This window comes from Blattabacterium cuenoti (genome assembly GCF_014251695.1).
Lineage (GTDB): Bacteria > Bacteroidota > Bacteroidia > Flavobacteriales > Blattabacteriaceae > Blattabacterium > Blattabacterium cuenoti_T.
The window spans coordinates 441,164-463,869 of the sequence record NZ_CP059195.1; the positions used below are offsets into that span (position 1 = coordinate 441,164).

The window sequence follows — 22,706 nt, forward strand, 5'->3', positions numbered from 1 at the left end:
AAACAACCGATCATTGTTTATTATTACTTCGCAATAAACAACTTAAAATAAAATTATAAACTCAACAACATATAAATTTAAATATCTTCAAAATTAATATTTGTAAAATTTTTTATATCCGATGTTTTTTTTTGTTGTCCATCCTTAATTTCTTGATTATATGTAGTATGATTTTTAAAATCTTTTTGATGACGTTCTGAAATAACCTCTCTTCCTTTTTCATTAATAATAAATCGAATCATATCATCAAGTATACTTTGAAATTTTGAAAAATCTTCTTTGTATAAATAAATTTTATGTTTTTTATAAGTTATTTCTCCTGTTTCAGAAAAATTTTTTTTACTTTCAGTTATAGTCAAATAATAATCACCAGCTCTTGTTTCTCTTGCATCGAAAAAATAAGTTCGACTACCAGTTTTTAGAGTTCGTGAACAAATTTCATTTCTTTCTTTTATATTTTCTTTTTCGTCCATTTCAAAAATATTATAATCCTAATTCAGCAAATCTAAATAAAAAAAATGGTCCATACTATTTTTTTATTACAATTATTCAAAATTAATTTTATAAAGAAATATTATAATTTTTTATTTTTGATATTTTTCCATTTTTTAACACAATAAACAAATCAAAATCAGAAATATAAGAAGTATCATGAGTTATAATAATAATAGTACTATATTTCATTTCCTCTTTAATATAATGAATAATTAATTTCCTAGTTTTTTGATCTATAGCAGAAAAACTATCATCAAATATAAGAATTTTTGGATTTCTTATGATAGCTCTAGCTATACATATTCTTTGTTTTTGCCCTCCAGATAAAGTAACTCCTCTTTCCCCTATAATTGTTTCATATCCATTTTTAAAATTTAAAATATCATTTTCTATCATAGCAATCTTAGCAGCATCATATACTTTACATGGAGTAACTTTATTCAGACTTCCTAAAGCTATATTATTATAAATAGAATCTGAAAAAAGAAAAGACTCTTGAGGGACATAACCAATGCTTTTCCTTAAATCATATAAATTATGATCTCTTAAAGATAAATTATCTATTAAAATCTCTCCTTGATTCGGATCATATAAACGGGATATTAATCTACCTATAGTTGTTTTTCCTGATCCTGTTTCTCCTGTCAAAATTAAAGTTTTTCCTTTTATTAAAGTAAATGATATTTTACTAATTGTATGATTTAGATTTTCTTGTTTTATATTATTTTTATGATTATTCTGACAATAGAAAAAACTCACATTTTTAAATTTAACTGTTCCAAAAATTTTTGTATTTATCAAATTATTATTCAATATTTTAGGTTTCTCTTTCAAAAATTCACTAATACGAATTTGCGAAACTTTAGCTCTTTCTAAAATAGAAACCACCCATCCTAATATAATAAAAGGAAAAATTAAAACATTTATATATGTAAAAAATTCAGCAATAGTTCCAATTTCTTTTATTTCTCCTTTAAAATATTTTTGACTTCCGAAAAAAAGAATTAATAAATGACAAGTTCCTATGAAAAATATAATAATAGAAGATAATATAGTATCAATTCTAGCTAATTCTATATTTTTTTTATGATATTTTAATATAATTTTCCTATGTTTTTCTTGAAAAAAAGATTCTGATACAAATGATTTAATAATATGAATTCCTGAAAAAGTTTCTTGTACAAAAGAACATATAATAGACTGAAAATTTTGAACTTCTTCACTTTTATTAGTAATAAAAACGCTAATATAATAAATAGAAATAAAAAGAATAGGAATGGGTAAAATAACATAAAAAGTCAGTATTTTATTAATACGTAACATTTGCATAAAAACCATAAAAAAAAGAACTATAAGATTCAAAAAATACATTATTCCAGGACCTATATACTGTCTTATAAAAGAAACGTCTTCTGTAAGACGGTTCATCAAATCTCCTGTAGAATTATTTTTATAAAAAGACAAACTTAATTTTTGATAATGTGAAAAAATTTCATTTTTTATATCAAATTCTATCATTCTAGACGTAATAATTATACATTGTCGCATATGATATTTTACAAATCCACCTATAATTGGAACTATCAATATAATACCGGTATAAATACAAATATCTCTTTTTAAAGAAAAAGAATTTGATGTATTTGAAAAGTTCGTAAATAGATTTTTTATGGTATTAACAGATTTACCTATATAAGGAATAGGAAGTAGAGTTAAAATATTTGATACTAAAATTAATAAAAATCCTATACACAAACGTAATTTGTACTTTTGACAATATCTTTTGCTAAAAGCAAATAAATCACCCATATAACACACAAAAATACAAACTTTTTAAGTTTAATTTTTTATTTATATAATTGTACGAAAAATTTTGTCGTGCATAAAAAATCAACATTATTATAACACAAAATGTCAATAAGACGACACTTTAGAATAAGAAGTTTACAATTTTTATATGCTCAACATTTATCGAAGATGGATTCAAATAAAGTTGAAGAAAATATGCTTAAAAATATTGAAACATTGCATATTCTATATATCTTTTTTCTAAATTTAATTTTAAAAATTAGAGAAAATGCTATAAAAAATAATAATAATAAAACAGACATAATACAAAAGTTTGCATGTAATTCAGTAATAAAAATACTATCTAAAAATAAATATTTAATAGAGGAATATCGTTCTACAAAAAATTCTGGAAAAATTTTATGGAATCAACAGGACGAATATATTTTTATTTTATTACAAGAAATGCAAAAATCAAACTTTTTCAGTAAATTTTATAAAAAAGACTGTTCTTCTTTTGAAGAGGAAAAAAGATTTCTAATAAAATATTATAAAAATTTTATTATTCCAAATAAAAAATTAATAGAATATATAGAAGATTTATATTATTTTAATGGAGAAGAAGATTTATACTTAGCTCATAATATGGTATGCAAAACTTTACGATTTATTAATCATTCCACTCCTCATAATTTTAAATTATATAATATTTACAAAAATAATGAAAATAAAAAATTTGTCATCAATTTATATCGAAATACAATTTTTCATAAAGAAGAATTCAATAACTTAATTAATGATACATCAAATAATTGGGATATAAAAAGAATAGCAATTATAGATTTAATTATATTGCAAATGGCTATTTGCGAATTTTTATATTTTCCAAATATCCCTCCTAAAGCAACTATGAATGAATATATTGAAATTACAAAAATTTTTTGTATGGAAAAAAGTAAAATTTTTATTAATGGTATATTAGATCAAATATTTAAATTTTTATACAAAAAAAATAAAATATTCAAAATAGGAAAAGGACTTATGTAAGTATATTAAAATATTATATTTTATGTTTTTTTCATTACAACAAAATTCTATTGCAAGCACTATTTGGATGTTTGTATTGATTTTCATTATATTTTATTTTTTTATGATCCGTCCTCAAATAAAAAAACAAAAAATTGAAAAAAAGTTTCAAGAAAATTTACAAATAGGAAATTATATAGTAACAAATTCAGGAATGCATGGTAAAATTATAGATATTACAGATCATTTTTGTATACTAGAAACTATTACAGGAAAAGTAAAACTTGAAAAAAATACAATTTCAAAAGAATTAACTCAATTACGTTATAATAATAGTAACAATAATAATATTATAAATTATGATAAAAAAAATAAAGAATAGGAAAATAAAATTGATAGGAATAACGGGAAAAATGGGATCTGGAAAAAGTTTATTTTCTTCTTTCTTTAAAAAAAAAGGAATTCCGGTTTATTATTCAGATAAAAGAGGGAAAGTATTGATGAATAAAATAGAAATCATAAAACAAAACATTATAAAATATTTTGGAAAAAATTCTTATCAAAAAAATAAAATAAATAAAACTCATCTATCTAAAATTGTATTTCAAAATTCTATGGCATTAAAATTATTATGTCATATTGTACATCCATGGATGTTACTTGATTTTAAACAGTGGATGTCTTCTATAATAAAAAAAAAACTATTTATGTAATAAAGGAATCGGCTATATTATTTGAAAGTAAAAATTATAAAGAATGTGATTTCATTATAAGTATAATTTCAAAAAAAATAAATATGATCGAAAGAATAATAAAAAGAGATAATTTAAATGAAAATCAAATTATAGATCGTTTAAAAAATCAAATATCTAATAAAAAAAGAAAAAAAAAATCAAATTTTATAATTCAAAATGATTTATCCACATACCATTTACAACAAGAAGCAGATAGAATACATCAACTATTAAAAACATTAATTATAACATAACATGGAAAAAAGAGAGAAAAAAACTAGAAAAGGCAAAATATGAAATAAAACCTATTGAACCCTACGTAAAAATCCTATTATAAATGATAAAAAAAATAATTAACTCAAGGCTATTCATCTTTTTTTCCAGTTAAAAAAGATAAAAAATATATTAATTGAGCCAAACTTCCCAAAGCAGAAATAACGTAAGTCATTGCCGCCCAGTTTAGTGATTCTTTTGCTTTATGATATTCTTGATAATTTACCACATTTTTATTTCGTAACCAAGTTAACGCTCTATTACTTGCGTCAAATTCTATGGGTAATGTGAGAAAAGAAAAAATTACAACTAAAAAAAATAATCCTATCCCAAATTTTAGAATTAAAGAATCTTTTCCTCCTGAACTATAAAAAATAGTTAATCCAGACATAATTGCTATATTAATAAATTTCGAACTAAAATTTAGAATAGGAACTAAATGATTTCGTAATTTTAATAGATTATAACCTAATCTATGTTGCAATGCATGACCACACTCATGAGCGGCCACTGCAACTGAAGCTGCCGTTCTATCGTTATAAACTTTTTCACTTAAATTAATTGTTTTATTTATAGGATTATAATGATCAGTCAATTCTCCTTCAACAGAAAGAACATTAACATCATATATACCATGGTCTGTTAACATTTTTTCTGCTATTTCTTTTCCACTCATATGTGAATGTAAATAAAGTTTAGAATAAATTCTAAACTTATTTTTTAATATTGCATTAACAATAACACTAACTAAAAAAATAGTTCCTACAATGAAATAGTAATTCATAAAAATCTTTTTTTTTGAACAAAAATATTAATTTATCAATTAAAATGAAAATATATATAAATTAGCTTATATGTCAAACTTTTGACTATGAATATACCAAGAGTAAACAGTCTAAAAAGAGTCGTTATTATTGGTGCTGGATTTGCCGGATTACAAGTAGCAAAAAAATTAAGAAGAGACAAATTTCAAGTGGTTCTTATAGATAAAAATAATTATCATACTTTCCAACCTTTATTATATCAAGTGGCTACAGCAGGTTTAGAACCAGATTCAATAGCACATTCTATTAGAAATATTATTAAAAAAACAAAAAATTTTTTTTTCAGATTAGCTATCGTTCATTATATCAATACAAAAAAACAAAAAATATACACAAATGTAGGATATATATCCTATGACTATTTAGTTATAGCTACAGGATCTGTTACTAATTATTTTGGAAATAAAAATATCGAGTCTTTTGCTTTACCTATGAAATCTATTCCAGAAGCTTTAAATTTAAGAAGTCTAATTTTACAAGATTTTGAATCTGCTTTATTAACAAAAAATGAAAAGGAAAAAGAAAGACTTATGACTTTTGTCATTGTAGGAGGAGGGCCAACGGGAGTTGAATTAGCTGGAGCTTTAGCTGAAATGAAAAAATATGTATTACCACATGATTATCCAGATTTAGATATACAATATATGAATATTCATTTATTACAAGCTACTTCTAGATTATTGGATGGAATGTCTGAACAATCAGCTAAACAAGCTTATAAAAATTTGAAAGAATTAGGTGTTATAATTTGGTTGAATTGTTTAGTGAAAGATTATAATGGGGAAATAGTTTTTATGGAAAAAAATAAAAAGATAGAATCTTCTAACGTGATATGGGCGGCAGGAGTAAAAGGTTCTATTATAAAGGGATTTTTAAAAGAAGATATAGAGGGTAATAGAATTTTAGTAGATAATAATCTTAAAACTATTAGATATAAAAATATTTTTGCGATTGGTGATGTCGCTTCTATGAAGAAAAACAAACATTATCCTAATGGTCATCCTATGATAGCTCAACCTGCTATACAACAAGGTAATTATTTAGCTAAAAATTTGAATTGTTTTTTAGATTATTCAAATATAAAACCTTTTGTTTATAAAAATTTAGGTTCTATGGCTACCATTGGGAGAAATAAAGCAGTATGTGATTTTCCCTATTTAAAATTAAAAGGTTTTTTAGCATGGATTGTTTGGATGTTTGTTCATTTAGTCAATTTAGTAGGGTTCAGAAATCGAGCAATAGCTTTAACAAATTGGATAATTCAATATTTTCATTATAATAAAAGTGTACGTCTAATTATAAGGCCATTTCATAGAAAAAAAAAAATTATTTAAAAATAAGTTGAGAAAGAATATTTTTCATTTTATTTTCTGTTTCTATATACTCTTGATCTATGTTGCTATCTATGGTAATTCCACTCCCTGCATATAAAGTTATTTCTTTTTTATCTTCTTTAATTCTTAGACATCTTAAATTAAGATATAACTCCATCTTTTTTTTATTAACTATTCCAATATATCCTGTATAAAAATTTCTTTGATATCCTTCATTTTTATGAATAAAATCTAAAGATTCTTTTTTTGGAAAACCACATATAGAAGGAGTTGGGTGTAAGCGATTTAATATTTCATAATAATCAGGTCCCTCATAAAAAGAAAAAAAAATTGAAGTTTCTAAATGTTTTAAATGTCCTATTTTTATAATTTTAGTTTTTTTTATAAAAAAAGTACCTTTATCTTTATATGATTTTAATAAGTCAAGAATATATTTTATTACAATTTTATGTTCTTTTATTTCTTTTTTTTTCCAATTATTAGATCCCCAAATAGTTCCTGCTAAAGCTGAAATTTTCAATTTTTTATTATGACATTTCATTAAAAGTTCTGGAGTACACCCTATCCAAAATCCATGATGTAAATCGTACCAAAGATTAATAAAAGCATTTGGATAAGAATAAATTAATTTTATAAATGTGTTTTTGAAATCAAAATTTCGAAAAGGAATTTTTATAGATCTGGATAAAACCGCTTTTTTAAAAAATCCTTTTTTTATATTTTCAATAGCTTTTTTTATTAAATTTTTATATTCGAAAGAATACGTTAAAAAGGAAGAATTTTTTTCATAAAATATAGGATATTTATTTTTTTTTCTCTGAAATTCTTGTATATACACATAATAAATTTTTTTTGGATATATTTTTACGGTATAATCGTGATTAAAGTTTTTTATTAAAAATAATTCTTCCCCAACAGAATGATGGTGTGAATAAAAAAATACTTTTTTATCATAAGGTTTTTTAAAAATAACAAAATTATTGTGTTTAGAATAATTTTTTATAATTTTTTTATATAAAGAATAAGGACTAATTTTTTCTATTAACATATTTATTTTTTAGGAATTATAATATTAGTTAGTTTACAAAAACTAATAATATTTTTTTTTTCATCGTAAACATGAACTTGAATAAAATGTAAAGTATTTCCTTTATGAACAATTTGAGCTTTGGCCAATAAAATTCCTTTTTTTATGGATCTAACGTGATTTGCAGAAATTTCAATACTAAAAATATTTTTTCTTTCATTTTTAATATTTATAAAAGAAATAGAACTTCCAACACTTTCAGCTAAAATCATAGTAGCTCCTCCATGTAGATAACCAAAAGGTTGACAAACCTTATGATTTATGGGCATTTTCGCTATCAACGTGTCCAATTTTTTGGATAAAAAAATAAATTGAATTTGCATTATGTTTATCAATGTGTTTTTTTTTAAATCATTTAATTCATTTAATAATTTTTGAATTATTTTCATCATAACAAAAAAATAAACAATACAAAATATGGATTAATTTACATTACATTATATTATTTTATATGTATTTTTTAAAAAAACATATTTTAAATTAGTAAATATGGAAATAAAAAAACAAGATGATAAAGATCTTATTCCATTAATAGGAATGAAAAATAAAATTGTTGGATTTGATAAAAAAGAAAAAATTCATATAGAAGGATTATTACATAGCGCTGTTTCTGTTTTTATTTTTAATTTAGAAAACGATTTAATGTTGCAAAGAAGATCTTCAAAAAAATATCATTCTTCTTCACTTTGGACAAATACTTGTTGCAGTCATCCTAGAAAAAATGAATCCATTTTAAATGCAGCACATCGTTGTTTGATAGAAGAAATGGGTTTTGATTGTTTTTTAGAAAAAAAATTTAGCTTTACTTATCATGAATTTTTAAGTAATGGATTAATAGAAAATGAATTAGATCATGTTTTTGTCGGATCTTACGAAGAATCTCCAATTATAAATTTTAAAGAAGTGGATAATTGGAAATGGATTTCATTAAATGAATTAATTGAAAATATTCATGATTGTCCAAATTCCTATACCATTTGGTTACAAATTATTATTAAAAATTATTTAAATCAATTAAAATGTATTAAAGTATGATAGCTACTATAAGTAGAAAAGGATATTTTAGTGCGGCACATAGACTTTACAATAATAATTGGGATTATAAAAAAAATATTGAGACATTTGGGAAATGTGCTCATTTAAATTATCATGGACATAATTACAAATATATTGTAAGTATTACAGGAGAGATAGATCCGGAAACGGGATTTATTTTTAATTTACAAAAATTGAAATATATTCTTTATGATGAAATAGAAAAGCTTTTTGATCACAAAAATATTAATTTAGATATTAAAGAATTTTCATCTATAAACCCTACTATAGAAAATATAGTGATTTTTATGTGGAGTAAAATAAAAAAAAAAATATCTTCTAACTTAGATTTAAAAATAACTTTGTACGAAACGGAAAATAATTTTGTTGAATATGATGGAAAATAAAAAAAAAAATTTTATTAAAAAGACTATTTTATATGATAATCATATCCGTTTAGGAGCAAAAATGATTAACTATTCTGGATTTTACATGCCCCTTCAATATACTTCTTCTTTAATGGAGCATATGTATGTTAGAAATTATGCTGGAATTTTTGATATTAGTCATATGGGGAAATTTATTTTAAAAGGTAGAAAATCTGAAGATTTAATTCAATATCTAACTACAAATGATCTCTCTAAAATAACAATTGGACAAGCTCAATATACTTGTTTAATTAACAATAAAGGAGGAATTATAGATGATTTAGTTATTTATAAAATTTCGGAAAACAATTTTTTACTTATAGTCAATGCTGCTAATATTGAAAAAAATAAAAAATGGATAAATGGTCATATAAAAAAACATGAATATAGCAATATAGAATTCATAGATTATTCTTTAGAATATTCTTTTATTTCCATACAAGGTCCATTATCTTTATATTATACTCAAAAATTAACAAATATTCCATTAAATGAAATTCCTTTTTATCATTTCAAAATAGGAAAATTTTCAGGCATAAAAAATGTATTAATTTCTAGAACAGGATATACAGGATCTAAAGGAATAGAAATTTATGTTTCCAATGAAAATTCAGAAAGAATATGGAATGATATTCTAAGAGTAAATAAAGACAAAATAATTCCTTGCGGAATAGCAAGTAGAAATTCGTTGAGATTAGAAATGGGATACCGATTACATGGACAAGATATTTCTGAAGAAATAACACCTATAGAAGCTGGTTTATCTTGGATAATTAAATTTAAAAAAAAATTTATAGCAAAAGAAATATTACAAAAACAAAAAAAAGAGGAAAAATATAAAAAATTTATATCCTTTCTTATTGAAGAAAAAAATAAAATACCGAGAAAAGGGCATTTATTAATAGATAAAAATAAAATAACTATTGGTTATGTTACTTCTGGTGTTTATTCTCCAGTTCTAAAAAAAGGCATTGGATTAGGATATTTAACAAATCAAGAAGGAAATAATTCTATATTTGTTTTGATAAGGAAAAATAAAATCCCCATTAGAATAGTGAAATTACCTTTTATCAGAATACAAAGCTGAATGTTTGATTTTATCAAACTTATTGAAAAAGAAAGAAAATCATTATTCTATAAAAAAAAAAGCATAATATATTTAAAACATATTAAAGAAAATTTTTTGTTAGCTATTCCTATATTTTTTACTCAATTAGGTGTAATATGTATAGGATTATCTGATAATATAATGGTTGGTCTTTTAGGAAAAAAAGCTTTAGCTTCAGTTTCGTTAGCTAATGCTATTTTTTTTATTATGATCATTTTTGGATTGGGAATATCTGCAGCTATTTCTTCTTTAATAGCATCCATAGATGTAAAACAAGAATATGAAAAAGGTGCTATTATTTTCCATCATGGATTAATTTTAAATTTTTTTTTATCTGTCCTTATGTACGGACTAATACATGTATTTTGTTACATTTTTCCTTATTTAGGACAACCTGTAGAAATATTAAATGAAACCATATCGTTTTTAAAAATAGTATCCATTTCTTTTATTCCTTGGATGATATTTGAAATTTTCAGAAAATTCTCAGAAGGAATATCTTTAGTATTCCCTGGGTTAATTGCAACTTGGATTTCTGCTTTTATTAATATTATACTAAATTATATATTTCTACACGGAATATACGGTTTTCCTAAGTTAGGGATTGTAGGTGTAGCTTATGCAACTTTAATATCTCGCACTATTATGCTAATAGGTATTTTAATTTTGTTGTATAAATACAAAAAAGTACATAATTACTATAATCAATTAAAATATTTTCCTTTTCAAAAAAAATATATAAAAAAAATATTAAAAATAGGAATTCCTTCTGGATTACATATGTTATTTGAAATGAGTGCTTTTGCCATTTCTTCTTTTATATCAGGAAAATGTGGGATAAAAGTATTAGCTGCCCATCAAATAGTTATAAGTTTAGTTTCATCTACTTTTCTACTTAGTACAGGTTTTTCTGTAGCTGCTACAATAAGAATAGGAAACCAACTGGCTCTAAAAAATTATTTAGAATTAAGAAGAATAGGGAAGTCTATTTTTTTTATGGGTTTTATTTTTATGTTGATATGTAATTTTTTATTTTTTTTCTTTCGAAGTGACATTCCTTATTTTTATATAAAAAATGATCATGAAGTTATTCAACTTGCAGAAAAAATGATTGTTATTGCCAGTTTTTTTCAATTATCTGATGGATTACAAGGAATGATTCTAGGAGCATTAAGAGGATTACAAGATGTGCATATCCCCATGTGGATTAGTTTTTTTTCTTATTGTATTATTGCAATACCTACAGCATGGTTTTTATCCATTAAAATGGGAGGAATAGGAGTGTGGATTGGATTAGGATTAGGATTAACTATATCAGCTATCTTACTTTTTATAAGATATCAAACTATAATTAAAAGACTCATATACTCATAAAAAAAATTCAATAAATATTTAATATTCAACTAAATAATTATAAAATATTATAATTCGTATTTAAATATATATATTTGTCATTCGACATATAATACTAAAATTTTAATAGTATTTTTACCATTCTTTTATGAAAACATTTCAAGAATACAATTTTTTTAACGATAATATAATTCAAGCTATAGAAGCTATTGGGTTTAAGTATCCAACCCCAATACAAGAAAAAGTTATTCCTTTTTTGTTATCTTCAGAAAAAGATGTCATAGCATTAGCACAAACTGGAACAGGAAAAACAGCGGCTTTTGGACTTCCAATTATTCAAAAAATGAATTTTGAATCAACTTTTCCTCAAGCTTTAATTCTGTGTCCTACAAGAGAATTATGTATACAAATAACACGTGATCTTTGTCGTTTTTCAAAATTTTCATCATTTATAAAAATTGTTTCTTTATATGGAGGAGCTAATATCAATTCTCAAATAAAATCCTTAAAAAATAAAACTCACATTATAGTAGGAACGCCAGGAAGAATCATTGATTTAATTAAAAGAAAAAAATTATTTTTTGACAAAATTCAATATTTAGTTCTTGATGAAGCAGATGAAATGCTAAATATGGGATTTAAAGATGAATTAGATTCTATAATAGAAAAATTACCAAAAAAAAGACAAAGTCTATTGTTTTCGGCAACAATGTCTAGATATATAAATATGATAGCTCACAAATATTTAATAGATCCTATAGAAATTATTACAGGAAAAAGGAATATAGGACCTGATGATGTGAAACACGTTTATTATATGATAGAAAATACGAGAAAAAAATATTTAGCTTTAAAAAGAATTGTAGATATAAATCCTGATATTTATGGTATTATATTTTGTAGTACAAAAAAAGAAACTAAAGAAATAGCAGAATTTTTAATTAAAGATGGGTATAATGCTGATGCTTTACATGGAGATCTTTCACAAACACAACGTGAATTTGTTATGAATAGATTTAGAAACAGAAATTTACAATTTCTTGTAGCTACAGATGTAGCTGCTCGTGGATTAGATGTGAACAACATTACTCATGTAATTAATTATAATCTTCCAAAAGAAAGTGAAATTTATGTCCATAGAAGTGGACGTACTGGTAGAGCTGGAAATACAGGAATTTCTGTTTGTATTATTCAAACTAAAGAAATTAGAAATTTAAGAGAATTTGAAAAAAAAATTGGAAAAAATTTTGATCGTGTTATGGTTCCTACTGGAGAAGAAATATGCGAAAAACAACTATTCTATTTTATAGAAAAAGTAAAAAAAGTAGTAGTAGATGACAAATTAATGAATAAATTTCTTCCTGAAATACAAAAAAATTTAGAATTTATTGAGAAAAAAGAATTAATAAAACGTTTTTCCTGGATTGAATTCAATCATTTTATGAATTATTATAAGAATTCGCAAGATTTAAATCCTATTTTTTATAATAAAAATTATAATCCATCATACAATAAAAAAAGAATTTTTTCAAATTCAAAAACAAAAAAATTAAAAAAAGAATCTTTTTCAAATTCAAAAACAAAAAAATTAAAAAAAGAATCTTTTTCAAATTCAAAAACAAAAAAATTAAAAAAAGAATCTTTTTCAAAACTTTTTTTAAATCTAGGATATAAAGATAATTTAACAAAATTAGGATTAATAAACTTGATCAATCAAGCCGTTAATAATTCTCGTATTAATATTGGTCATATAGAAATTTTATCCAACTTTTCATTATTTGAAGTTGAGAAACGTTATAGAAATAAAATATTAATAGGAATGAGTAGAATAAATCATCTAGGAAGACCTATTTCAATAGAAATTAAAAACTAAAACTTTTTCGTTATGGCAGGGAATACTTTTGGAAAGTTATTTAGAGTCAGTACTTTTGGAGAAAGTCATGGAACAGCATTAGGTGGGGTAATTGATGGATGTCCAGCAGGAATAGAACTAAATTTTAAAGAAATTCAATATGAATTAAATAGAAGAAAACCTGGACAATCATCTATAGTTACTCAAAGAAATGAACCTGATGAAATCAATTTTTTATCTGGAATTATTGATAATAAAACTACAGGAACTCCTATTGGTTTTATTATTTATAACAAAAACCATAAATCAGATGATTATAATCATATTCGAGAAGTTTATCGTCCGTCACATTCAGATTTTACATATGAAAAAAAATATGGAATAAGAGATTATAGAGGAGGTGGACGTTCTTCTGCAAGAGAAACAATATGCCGAGTAGTAGCTGGTGCTATTGCTAAACAATTAATAAAAGATATTACAATTACATCTTATGTTTCTTCTGTTGGAGATATATATATAAATAAACCTTATCAAAAATTAGATTTATCTAGAGAATCAATAGAAAAAAATCCTATAAGATGTCCTGATTCAGATATTGCAGAAAAAATGATATCTAAAATTAGAAAAATAAAAAATCAAGGTGATACAATCGGAGGGATTATTACTTGTATCATTAAAAATATTCCAATAGGAATTGGAGAACCTGTTTTTGAAAAATTACATGCTGAACTAGGAAAAGCTATGCTTTCAATTAATGCGGTAAAAGGATTTGAATATGGAAGTGGGTTTCATGGAACTGAATTAACTGGATCTCAACATAATGATCTATTTCAAAAAGATGGAAGTACCAAAACAAATTTATCCGGAGGGATACAAGGGGGGATTTCAAATGGAATGGATATTTATTTTAGAATAGCATTTAAACCTGTAGCCACAATAATGAAAAAACAAAAAACTATAGATAAATATGGAAATTTTATTCTTATGAAAGGAAAAGGAAGACACGATCCTTGCGTTCTCCCTCGTGCTATTCCTATTGTAGAATCTATGACCGCTTTAGTTTTGGTAGATTATTTGATGTATAATAAATTATCTAAATATTCTTCAATTATAAATTGAATCAAAAATTTCTCATTTTTATTTTAGGTCCTACTTGTGTAGGAAAAACTTATCTTTCCTTGTTTTTAGCTGAAAAATTTCAATCTGAAATTTTATCTTGCGATTCTAGACAATTTTATAAGGAATTAAAAATAGGAACTTCTATGCCTACTGTAGAAGAATTATCTCGTGTTCCTCATCATTTTATCGGGCATTTAAGTATTCATCAGGATTATAACGCAAAATTATTTGAAATAGATTCCTTAAAAAAAATTTCAAAATTATTTTCTAAACATTCCATATTGATTATGGTAGGAGGATCTAGCTTATATGAAAAAGCAATAACAGAAGGATTATCTGAATTTCCTAAAATTAATTTTGAGATTAGAAATCATTTGATTTATTTTTTTAAAAAAAAAGGAATTTCCTTTTTACAGGAGCAATTTTTTAAAAAAAAAAAAACAGGTGAGTCAATAGACATTTCTAATCCTAGGCGCTTAATTCGATATTTAGAAATAGTTGAATCTACAGGAAAAAGTCCTTCTTTTTTTTATAAAAAGAAAAAAAGAAATTTTATAATTTTAAAAATAGGATTAATAATGCCCAGATATGAAATCTATTCTAAAATAAATAATAGAGTAGATAATATGATAAAAAAAGGTTTATTAGATGAAGCTCGCCTATATTATCATTATAGAAATTTAAACAGTTTACAAACTATAGGATATAAAGAGATATTTGAGTTTTTTTCCGAAAAAAAAAATAATTTAAATGAAAGTGTAGAAAAAATAAAAAAAAACACTAGAAAATACGCAAAAAGACAATTGACCTGGTATAAAAAAGATCCATCAATTATATGGTTTCATCCCAAAGAAAAAGATAAAATTTTAAATTTCATTTTATTAAAAATAATGGGCAATACTGGATTCGAACCAGTGACCCCCTGCTTGTAAAACAGATGCTCTAAACCGAACTGAGCTAATTGCCCTATTTTTTTATAACTTATTTATTCAAATGTAAATAAAAATTTTTATAATATAATAAGATCTCAGATACAACAAATGTGCTTCCACTTATTAAAATCAAATCATTTTGATTGGCTTTATTTTTAGCGGATAAAAAAGCCTTCTTAACAGAAGGGTAAAAATTTATTTTTTCACGATTTTTAAATATCTTATTGACTAATATTCTCAAATCATAAATAGAATATTTTCTATCTATATTAGGTTCACAAAAATAATAAAAAGATTCAATAGGGAAAAATTTTAATAAATTATCTACTTTTTTTTCTTTTACGAAACCTAAAACTAGGTGTAATTTTTCATATGATTCTTTCTTTAACTGTTTACTAATCACATATGCCCCCTCTTCATTATGAGCTATATCACAAATAATTTTTGGATTTTTTTGTTGTAAAATATGCCAACGTCCTTTAAAATTAGTATTTTTTATGACATTTTTTAATCCTTTTTTTATTGATTGATTAGATACTATGATATTTTTTCTACAATGTAAGATACTTATAGTTTTTAATACTAAACTTAGATTAAGATTTTGATAATCTGCTTTAAAAGGAATTTTATATTGAGAATCTTTTTTAGATTTTACAGAAAAATAAATTGGAGCATTTTTTTTTATAGCTTCTTTAAGAAAAAGAGATCGAATATTTTTCAATACTTTTCTTCCTATTATTACTGATACGTTTTTTTTTATAATTCCAGCTTTTTCTAAAGCAATTTTTAATTGATCCTTTCCAAGGATTTCTGTATGATCTACGCTAATATTTGTAATTACAGATATTTCTGGAGTGATCAAATTAGTAGAATCCAACCGTCCTCCCATTCCTACTTCAATAATTGCTATATTTACTTTTTTTTTCTTAAAATATTGAAAAGCTAAAGCCGTATTCATTTCGAAAAATGAAATTTTTTCTTTTTCTATAAATTTTTTATTTTCATTTATAAAATCTACAATAAAATCTTCTTCTATAAAAAGACCATTATAGGTAATTCTTTCTCTAAAATCTATTAAATGAGGAGAAGTAAAAAGTCCTATTTTATATTTTTCTTCTTGTAAAATAGAAGATAACATATGTACAGTGGATCCTTTCCCATTTGTTCCTCCTACATGGATACTTTTAAAAAAATTTTGGGGGTTTCCTAAATGAGAACAAAAATTTTGTATTCTCTTTAAACCTGGTTTATATGATATCAATCCTGTTTTTTGATAGATTGGAAGACGTTTAAAAATCCATTGAACTGTTTCTATATAATTCAAATTCCAACTGTTAAAATAACATAGCAAAAATATATTTTTTTAAAAAAATTGGTTATATTAGTACAAGAATTGATTTATAATTATTATAGAATCACATTTACATTTTATTGAAAAAATTATAGAAGAAGACATAAAAAATGGATTTTCTGTAAAAAAAATTAGATTTCGTTTTCCTCCTGAACCTAATGGACTTCTTCATATTGGACATATTAAGGCTATATGTTTAAATTTTGAATTAGGTAAAAAATATAAATCTCCAATTATTTTGAGATTTGATGATACTAATCCTATAGGAGAGAATAAAAATTTTATAGATTCTATAAAAAAAGATATTCTTTTTTTAGGTTTCCGTTGGAATAATGAAAGTTATGCTTCTGATTATTTTCCTAAACTTTACGAATGGGCTATAAAATTAATTAAAAAAAATAAAGCTTATGTAGATGATCAACCTCAAAATATCATACAACTTCAAAGAAAAAATCCTTTTGAAATTGGAATTGATAGTGATTATAGAAATAGATCTATAGAAGAAAATCTATTCCTATTCGATAAAATGAAAAATGGGTCTTTTGAAGAAGGGTCTTGTGTTTTAAGAGCTAAAATTAATATGAGTTCTTCAAATATGAATATGCGAGATCCAATCATGTATAGGATTTTACGAAAAAAACATCATAGAACTGGATATAAATGGTGTATTTATCCTACTTATGATTGGACACATGGTTTATGTGATTATATAGAACAAATATCTCATTCTTTATGTTCTTTAGAGTTTGAAAATAGACGTCCATTATATAACTGGTATATAGATCAAATATATATTGAAAATACAAATCAAATAAAACCCAAACAAATAGAATTTTCCAGATTAAATATAAGTCATACTATAACTAGTAAAAGAAAAATTCAATACTTAATTGAAAAAAAAGTTATTCAATCTTGGGATGATCCACGTATTTTAACAATATCTGGATTGCGTCGTAAAGGATACACTTCACTTTCGTTAAAAAATTTTATTCACAATATAGGGATCACAAAAAGAAATAATATCATAGATATATCTTTGATGGAATTTTGGATTAGAGAACATTTGAATAAAATAACTCCTAGAGTTATGGTAGTATTACATCCAATTAAATTAATTATTGACAATTACTTAAATGAAACTGAATGGGTAGAAGCAGAAAATAATCCAGAAAATTTTAAGGATGGAAATCGAAAAGTCCCCTTTTCAAAATTTATATATATTGAAGAAGATGATTTTTTAGAAAAAGAAAAAAAAAATTTTTTTCGTCTTTGTATTGGAAAAGAAGTAAGACTTAAAAACGCATATATCATAAAAGCAAATTATGTAATAAAAAATTATGAAGGAAAAATAAAGGAAATACATTGCACTTATGATTCAAAAAGTAAATCCGGAAAAAAAAACAAAATTGAAGAAAAAGGAAGAGTTAAAAGCACTTTACACTGGGTGTCTGTAAAACATTCTTTTCCCATAAAAATTAATTTATATAATCCTCTTTTTCTAAATAGAAATCCAGATATAGATTTTCATAAATATATTAATCCTAAATCAAAAAATGAAATAATTGGTTATGCAGAGCCTTCCTTAAAAAAAGCAAAAAAAGGAAATCATTTTCAATTTCAGAGAATTGGTTATTTTTATGTAGATAGTGAAATTAAAAACGGAAAAGATCAGATTATTTTTAATCAAACGGTATCTATAAAAAACCAATGGAAAAAAAATTCTTTATAATTGAATATCTGGTAAAATATTTTCATATTCTCTTAATCCAGTTCCTGCAGGAATTTTATGTCCGACGATTACATTTTCCTTTAATCCGTGTAAATAATCAATTTTACTACTTATAGCTGCTTCACTTAAAACCTTTGTTGTTTCTTGAAATGAAGCTGCAGATATAAAAGATTTAGTTTGTAACGCTGCTCTTGTTATTCCTTGTAATATAGGTCTTGCTGTAGCAGGAATAGCATTTCTGACTTTTATTAATTTTTTTTTCTTATATTTTAAAACTGCATTTTCATTTCTAAAATCCCTATTATTCATAATATCTCCATTTTTAAATATTTCAGAACCTCCAGAATCTTCAACCACTTTCATTTGAGATATTTTATCATTTTCTTCTATAAAATCATCTTTATATTCTATATTTCCTTCCAAAAACTTGGTATCTCCTATATCTATAACTTCAACTTTCCTCATCATTTGTAAAACAATAACTTCAAAATGTTTATCATTAATTTTAACTCCCTGCAAACGATATACCTCTTGTATTTCTCTTATTAAATATTCTTGTACTGCCCTAGGTCCTCTTATATTTAAAATATCATTAGGAGTAACAGCTCCATCTGATAAAGGCATTCCTGCTTTAACGTAATCATTTTCCTGAACAAGGATTTGATTAGATAACTTAACAAGATATTTTCTTATTTCTCCTGTTTTAGATTCTACAATAATTTCTCTATTTCCTCTTTTTATTTTTCCATGACTAACGATTCCATCCATTTCTGATACTACAGCTGGATTAGACGGATTACGTGCTTCAAATAATTCAGATAGACGAGGTAACCCTCCTGTAATATCTCCTGATTTAGCCGTTCTTCTTGGAACCTTCACTAATATCTTTCCTACATCTATTTTTTCTTCATCTTCTACCATTAAATGAGCACCTACTGGTAGATTATATACTTTTAATTCTTCATTTTTTTCATTAATAATTTTTAATGTTGGTATTAAATTTTTGTTTTTTACCTCTGTTATTACTTTTTCTTGAAATCCAGTTTGTTCATCTATTTCTACTTGAAAAGTAATACCTTGTTCTAAATGTTGATAAGATATTATACCAGAAAATTCCGCAACAATAACTGCATTATACAGATCCCATTTACAAATCATATCTCCTACTTTTAGTACATCTCCATGTTTTACATATAAAGAAGCGCCATAAGGAATATTATTTACCATTAAAACAGATGATTTTTCTAGGTTAAAAATTTTCATTTCTGTAGATCTAGAAACTACTATTCCTATCTGATCAGAATTTTGTTTTGTTTTTACAAATTTTAAATCTTCAAATTCCACAATTCCATTATATTTTGCTTTTATTTGTGAAGATTCTGTAATATTACCTGCTGTCCCTCCAACATGAAAAGTTCGTAAAGTCAATTGAGTTCCTGGTTCTCCAATTGACTGTGCTGCAATAACTCCAACGGCTTCGCCTTTTTTAACTATTTCTCCTGTAGATAAATTACGACCGTAACATTTAGAACAAATCCCCATTTGTGCTTCACAAGACAAAGGAGATCTAACTTCTACTATTTCTATTCCAGATTTTTCAATAATCTCTGCTATTTTTTCATCAATCATTTCCCCTGCGGAAATTATTAATTCATTATCTTTATAAATATCATTTAAAGATACACGTCCTAAAATTCTATCAAACAAAGTTTCTACGATCTCTTCATTTTTTTTCAATGCAGAAATTTCTAATCCACGTAAAGTTTTACAATCTTCCATTTTTATAATAACATCTTGAGCCGCATCTACTAAACGTCTTGTAAGATATCCAGCATCTGCTGTTTTTAATGCAGTATCTGCTAATCCTTTTCTAGCTCCATGAGTAGATATAAAATATTCTAAAATAGAAAGCCCTTCTCTAAAATTGGATAAAATAGGATTTTCAATAATCTCACCTCCAGAAGATCCTGCTTTTTGAGGTTTAGCCATCAATCCACGCATTCCTGATAGTTGACGGATTTGCTCTTTAGAACCTCTTGCTCCAGAATCTAACATCATATATACGGGATTAAATCCTTGTCTATCTTCACGCATATATTTCATTACTTTTTCCGTAAGCATAGCGTTGGTATTTGTCCATATATCAATTACTTGATTATAACGTTCATTATTCGTGATTAATCCCATATTATAATTCATTTTTACATTATCTACTTGTTTAATTGCATGATTGACCATTTTTTTCTTATTATCAGGAATAATAATATCTCCCAATCCAAAAGATAAACCACCTTTAAATGCGTTATAAAAACCTAATTCTTTAATATCATCTAGAAAATTAGCAGCAGTAGGAACATTTGTAAAATGTAATATTTTACCTATAATTTCTCTAAGAGATTTTTTTGTAAGAGATTCATTAATAAATCCCACTTTTTTAGGGACTACTTGATTAAATAAAACTCTTCCTACAGTAGTTTTTATTATTCTATTGATAAATTTTTCTTCATCACGAAGATGAACTTTAACTTTAATCAAAGCATGCAAATCTACTACACCTTGATTGTATGCTATTTCAACTTCTTCTGGAGAATAAAAAACAAGTCCTTCTCCTTTCACTTTTCTTTTTGAATCTGATAGCAAAGGTTTAGTCATATAATATAATCCTAATACCATATCTTGAGAAGGAACTGTAATAGGAGAACCATTAGCAGGATTTAATATGTTTTGAGAAGCTAACATTAAAAGTTGAGCTTCTAATATAGCTCCATGAGATAATGGTAAATGAACAGCCATTTGATCTCCATCAAAATCTGCATTAAAAGCAGCACAAACTAAAGGATGTAATTGAATTGCTTTTCCCTCTATTAATTTAGGTTGAAAAGCTTGAATTCCTAACCTATGTAACGTAGGAGCCCTATTTAACAATATAGGATGTCCTTTTAAAACATTTTCTAAAATATCCCATATCATGGGCTCTCTTTTATCAATAATCTTCTTGGAAGATTTTACTGTTTTTACTATTCCTCTTTCAATTAATTTTCGTATAATAAAAGGTTTATAAAGTTCCGCAGCCATATCTTTAGGTAATCCACATTCATGTAATTTCAAGTGCGGACCTACCACGATAACAGATCTTGCAGAATAATCGACTCTTTTTCCAAGAAGATTCTGTCTAAAACGACCTTGTTTTCCTTTTAATGCATCAGATAAAGATTTTAAAGGACGATTAGCTTCTGATTTTACGGCAGAAACTTTTCTTGAATTATCAAAAAGAGAATCTACTGCTTCTTGAAGCATTCTTTTTTCATTTCTTAAAATGACTTCAGGTGCTTTAATTTCTATAAGTCTTTTTAAACGATTATTTCTTATAAGTACTCTACGGTATAAATCAGTCATGTCAGAAGCTGCATAACGTCCTCCATCCAAAGGAACTAAAGGACGTAATTCAGGAGGAATAACAGATAATACATGAATAATCATCCAAGATGGATTTCCTCCATTTTTTTTCCCTTCTCTAAAAGACTCAACAACCTGTAAACGTTTCAATGCTTCAGTACGCCTTTGTTTAGAAGTTTCATTATGAGCTTGATTTCTTAGTTCCATAGATAATAAATCCAAATCTACTCGATTTAAAAAATCCTCTATACATTCTGCTCCCATTTTAGCAATAAACTTATTCGGATCAGAATCTTCTAATTGCTGATTTCCTTTCGGAAGTTTATTTAAAGCTTGTAAATATTCTTCTTCGGTAAGAAAATCTCCTTTATTAAAATGAGATCCATCTATACGTAAACTTAAACCTCCTTGAATCACAACATATCGTTCATAATAAATAATCATTTCCAGTTTTTTAGAAGGAAAACCTAATAAGTATCCAATTTTATTAGGAGAAGATCGGAAACACCAAATATGAACAACTGGAACGACAAGACTTATATGCCCCATACGTTCTCTTCTCACTTTTTTTTCAGTAACTTCAACTCCACATCTATCACAAACAATCCCTTTATAACGAATTCTTTTATATTTTCCACAAGCACATTCGTAATCTTTGACTGGACCAAAAATTCTTTCACAAAAAAGGCCATCTCTTTCTGGTTTATGAGTCCTATAATTGATTGTTTCTGGTTTTAATACTTCTCCATGAGATTCCTTTAGAATAATTTCTGGAGAAGCTAATCGAATAGTTACTTTATTAAAGTTATTATCTTTTTTTCTATTCATTTTTTTTATCATAT

General features: G+C 24.7%; 20 protein-coding genes and 1 tRNA gene. 13 read left to right on the forward strand and 8 right to left on the reverse strand.

All coding sequences use genetic code 11. The features are described 5' to 3' along the window. Positions 1–77: 77 nt before the first annotated feature. Entirely contained in the window at positions 78–473 is a 396-nt protein-coding gene (locus H0H62_RS02150; RefSeq protein WP_185860565.1) for a DUF3276 family protein, read from the reverse strand. 88 nt (positions 474–561) lie between these two features. Next, on the reverse strand, positions 562–2,304 hold the full coding sequence (locus H0H62_RS02155; RefSeq protein ID WP_185860566.1) for an ABC transporter ATP-binding protein: 1,743 nt from the start codon (positions 2,302–2,304) through the stop codon (positions 562–564). A gap of 168 nt (positions 2,305–2,472) precedes the next feature. On the opposite strand from H0H62_RS02155, the gene nusB reads away from it, so the two are divergent. From nusB to H0H62_RS03090, 4 genes are read left to right on the forward strand one after another with little or no spacing between them, the layout of a single operon-like run. Beyond that, complete coding sequence (gene nusB / locus H0H62_RS02160; RefSeq protein WP_238784123.1) at positions 2,473–3,330, forward strand: transcription antitermination factor NusB; 858 nt, start codon at positions 2,473–2,475, stop codon at positions 3,328–3,330. 22 nt (positions 3,331–3,352) lie between these two features. Then, the gene (gene yajC / locus H0H62_RS02165) at positions 3,353–3,691 is read left to right on the forward strand and encodes a preprotein translocase subunit YajC (protein ID WP_185860568.1); all 339 of its coding nucleotides are present in this window, start codon (positions 3,353–3,355) and stop codon (positions 3,689–3,691) included. Continuing rightward, a complete protein-coding gene (locus H0H62_RS03085; protein WP_262887134.1) occupies positions 3,669–4,022 on the forward strand; it encodes a dephospho-CoA kinase in 354 nt (117 codons plus the stop codon). Before yajC ends, H0H62_RS03085 begins: the two co-directional genes overlap by 23 nt. Further along, positions 3,983–4,297, forward strand: a complete 315-nt coding sequence (locus H0H62_RS03090) for a dephospho-CoA kinase (RefSeq protein ID WP_262887135.1) — start codon at positions 3,983–3,985, stop codon at positions 4,295–4,297. The genes H0H62_RS03085 and H0H62_RS03090 overlap by 40 nt, the downstream gene beginning before the upstream one ends. Positions 4,298–4,407: 110 nt before the next feature. Here the strand turns inward: H0H62_RS03090 and H0H62_RS02175 are convergent, their stop codons facing one another. Next, the gene (locus H0H62_RS02175) at positions 4,408–5,100 is read right to left on the reverse strand and encodes a zinc metallopeptidase (protein ID WP_185860569.1); all 693 of its coding nucleotides are present in this window, start codon (positions 5,098–5,100) and stop codon (positions 4,408–4,410) included. An 87-nt stretch (positions 5,101–5,187) separates the two neighbouring features. On the opposite strand from H0H62_RS02175, the gene H0H62_RS02180 reads away from it, so the two are divergent. Further along, entirely contained in the window at positions 5,188–6,474 is a 1,287-nt protein-coding gene (locus H0H62_RS02180; RefSeq protein WP_185860570.1) for an NAD(P)/FAD-dependent oxidoreductase, read from the forward strand. Here H0H62_RS02180 and H0H62_RS02185 read toward each other — a convergent pair. Beyond that, the gene (locus H0H62_RS02185) at positions 6,467–7,522 is read right to left on the reverse strand and encodes a chorismate-binding protein (RefSeq protein WP_185860571.1); all 1,056 of its coding nucleotides are present in this window, start codon (positions 7,520–7,522) and stop codon (positions 6,467–6,469) included. The genes H0H62_RS02180 and H0H62_RS02185 overlap by 8 nt on opposite strands. Before the next feature lie 2 nt (positions 7,523–7,524). Beyond that, positions 7,525–7,953, reverse strand: a complete 429-nt coding sequence (locus H0H62_RS02190; RefSeq protein WP_185860572.1) for a hotdog fold thioesterase — start codon at positions 7,951–7,953, stop codon at positions 7,525–7,527. Between the two features lie 97 nt (positions 7,954–8,050). Between H0H62_RS02190 and idi the strand changes: the two genes are divergently transcribed. The 7 genes from idi to miaA all read left to right on the forward strand — a co-directional run bounded on the left by idi (position 8,051) and on the right by miaA (position 15,388). Then, entirely contained in the window at positions 8,051–8,596 is a 546-nt protein-coding gene (idi, locus tag H0H62_RS02195; protein ID WP_185860573.1) for an isopentenyl-diphosphate Delta-isomerase, read from the forward strand. Continuing rightward, a complete protein-coding gene (locus tag H0H62_RS02200) occupies positions 8,593–9,003 on the forward strand; it encodes a 6-pyruvoyl trahydropterin synthase family protein (protein ID WP_185860574.1) in 411 nt (136 codons plus the stop codon). Before idi ends, H0H62_RS02200 begins: the two co-directional genes overlap by 4 nt. Further along, on the forward strand, positions 8,990–10,111 hold the full coding sequence (gene gcvT / locus H0H62_RS02205; protein ID WP_185860575.1) for a glycine cleavage system aminomethyltransferase GcvT: 1,122 nt from the start codon (positions 8,990–8,992) through the stop codon (positions 10,109–10,111). Before H0H62_RS02200 ends, gcvT begins: the two co-directional genes overlap by 14 nt. A gap of 162 nt (positions 10,112–10,273) precedes the next feature. After that, positions 10,274–11,506 (forward strand): MATE family efflux transporter, encoded by a 1,233-nt coding sequence (locus H0H62_RS02210; protein WP_394366704.1) that lies wholly within the window; start codon positions 10,274–10,276, stop codon positions 11,504–11,506. A 127-nt stretch (positions 11,507–11,633) separates the two neighbouring features. Next, positions 11,634–13,358 carry a DEAD/DEAH box helicase gene (locus H0H62_RS02215; protein WP_185860577.1) on the forward strand — a complete coding sequence of 575 codons (1,725 nt, stop codon included), beginning with the start codon at positions 11,634–11,636 and terminating at the stop codon, positions 13,356–13,358. 12 nt (positions 13,359–13,370) lie between these two features. Further along, positions 13,371–14,456 (forward strand): chorismate synthase, encoded by a 1,086-nt coding sequence (gene aroC / locus H0H62_RS02220; RefSeq protein WP_185860578.1) that lies wholly within the window; start codon positions 13,371–13,373, stop codon positions 14,454–14,456. Between the two features lie 59 nt (positions 14,457–14,515). After that, complete coding sequence (miaA, locus tag H0H62_RS02225; protein ID WP_317168401.1) at positions 14,516–15,388, forward strand: tRNA (adenosine(37)-N6)-dimethylallyltransferase MiaA; 873 nt, start codon at positions 14,516–14,518, stop codon at positions 15,386–15,388. On the opposite strand, the gene H0H62_RS02230 is transcribed toward miaA, so the two are convergent. Both H0H62_RS02230 and H0H62_RS02235 read right to left on the reverse strand, forming a co-directional pair. Continuing rightward, positions 15,348–15,423, reverse strand: a tRNA-Val gene (locus H0H62_RS02230). The genes miaA and H0H62_RS02230 overlap by 41 nt on opposite strands. Positions 15,424–15,437: 14 nt before the next feature. Further along, positions 15,438–16,712, reverse strand: coding sequence for a bifunctional folylpolyglutamate synthase/dihydrofolate synthase (locus tag H0H62_RS02235; protein ID WP_185860579.1), 1,275 nt, complete (start codon positions 16,710–16,712; stop codon positions 15,438–15,440). Positions 16,713–16,791: 79 nt separating this feature from the next. Here H0H62_RS02235 and glnS point away from each other — a divergent pair, with 79 nt between their 5' ends. After that, complete coding sequence (gene glnS / locus H0H62_RS02240; RefSeq protein WP_185861011.1) at positions 16,792–18,468, forward strand: glutamine--tRNA ligase; 1,677 nt, start codon at positions 16,792–16,794, stop codon at positions 18,466–18,468. Here the strand turns inward: glnS and rpoC are convergent. Beyond that, positions 18,463–22,692 (reverse strand): DNA-directed RNA polymerase subunit beta', encoded by a 4,230-nt coding sequence (rpoC, locus tag H0H62_RS02245; RefSeq protein ID WP_185860580.1) that lies wholly within the window; start codon positions 22,690–22,692, stop codon positions 18,463–18,465. The two genes, glnS and rpoC, sit on opposite strands and share 6 nt — an antisense overlap. Positions 22,693–22,706 lie beyond the last annotated feature (14 nt).

Coding starts and splice junctions, on each gene's coding strand:
- H0H62_RS02155 (WP_185860566.1), bottom strand. CDS start 2,304: ATGGGTGATTTATTTGCTTTTAGCAAAAGATATTGTCAAAAGTACAAA.
- H0H62_RS02150 (WP_185860565.1), bottom strand. CDS start 473: ATGGACGAAAAAGAAAATATAAAAGAAAGAAATGAAATTTGTTCACGA.
- H0H62_RS02215 (WP_185860577.1), top strand. CDS start 11,634: ATGAAAACATTTCAAGAATACAATTTTTTTAACGATAATATAATTCAA.
- H0H62_RS02200 (WP_185860574.1), top strand. CDS start 8,593: ATGATAGCTACTATAAGTAGAAAAGGATATTTTAGTGCGGCACATAGA.
- idi (WP_185860573.1), top strand. CDS start 8,051: ATGGAAATAAAAAAACAAGATGATAAAGATCTTATTCCATTAATAGGA.
- H0H62_RS02175 (WP_185860569.1), bottom strand. CDS start 5,100: ATGAATTACTATTTCATTGTAGGAACTATTTTTTTAGTTAGTGTTATT.
- H0H62_RS02180 (WP_185860570.1), top strand. CDS start 5,188: ATGAATATACCAAGAGTAAACAGTCTAAAAAGAGTCGTTATTATTGGT.
- rpoC (WP_185860580.1), bottom strand. CDS start 22,692: ATGAATAGAAAAAAAGATAATAACTTTAATAAAGTAACTATTCGATTA.
- H0H62_RS02190 (WP_185860572.1), bottom strand. CDS start 7,953: ATGATGAAAATAATTCAAAAATTATTAAATGAATTAAATGATTTAAAA.
- H0H62_RS02185 (WP_185860571.1), bottom strand. CDS start 7,522: ATGTTAATAGAAAAAATTAGTCCTTATTCTTTATATAAAAAAATTATA.
- aroC (WP_185860578.1), top strand. CDS start 13,371: ATGGCAGGGAATACTTTTGGAAAGTTATTTAGAGTCAGTACTTTTGGA.
- H0H62_RS02210 (WP_394366704.1), top strand. CDS start 10,274: ATGGTTGGTCTTTTAGGAAAAAAAGCTTTAGCTTCAGTTTCGTTAGCT.
- gcvT (WP_185860575.1), top strand. CDS start 8,990: ATGATGGAAAATAAAAAAAAAAATTTTATTAAAAAGACTATTTTATAT.
- nusB (WP_238784123.1), top strand. CDS start 2,473: ATGGATTCAAATAAAGTTGAAGAAAATATGCTTAAAAATATTGAAACA.
- yajC (WP_185860568.1), top strand. CDS start 3,353: ATGTTTTTTTCATTACAACAAAATTCTATTGCAAGCACTATTTGGATG.
- H0H62_RS03085 (WP_262887134.1), top strand. CDS start 3,669: ATGATAAAAAAAATAAAGAATAGGAAAATAAAATTGATAGGAATAACG.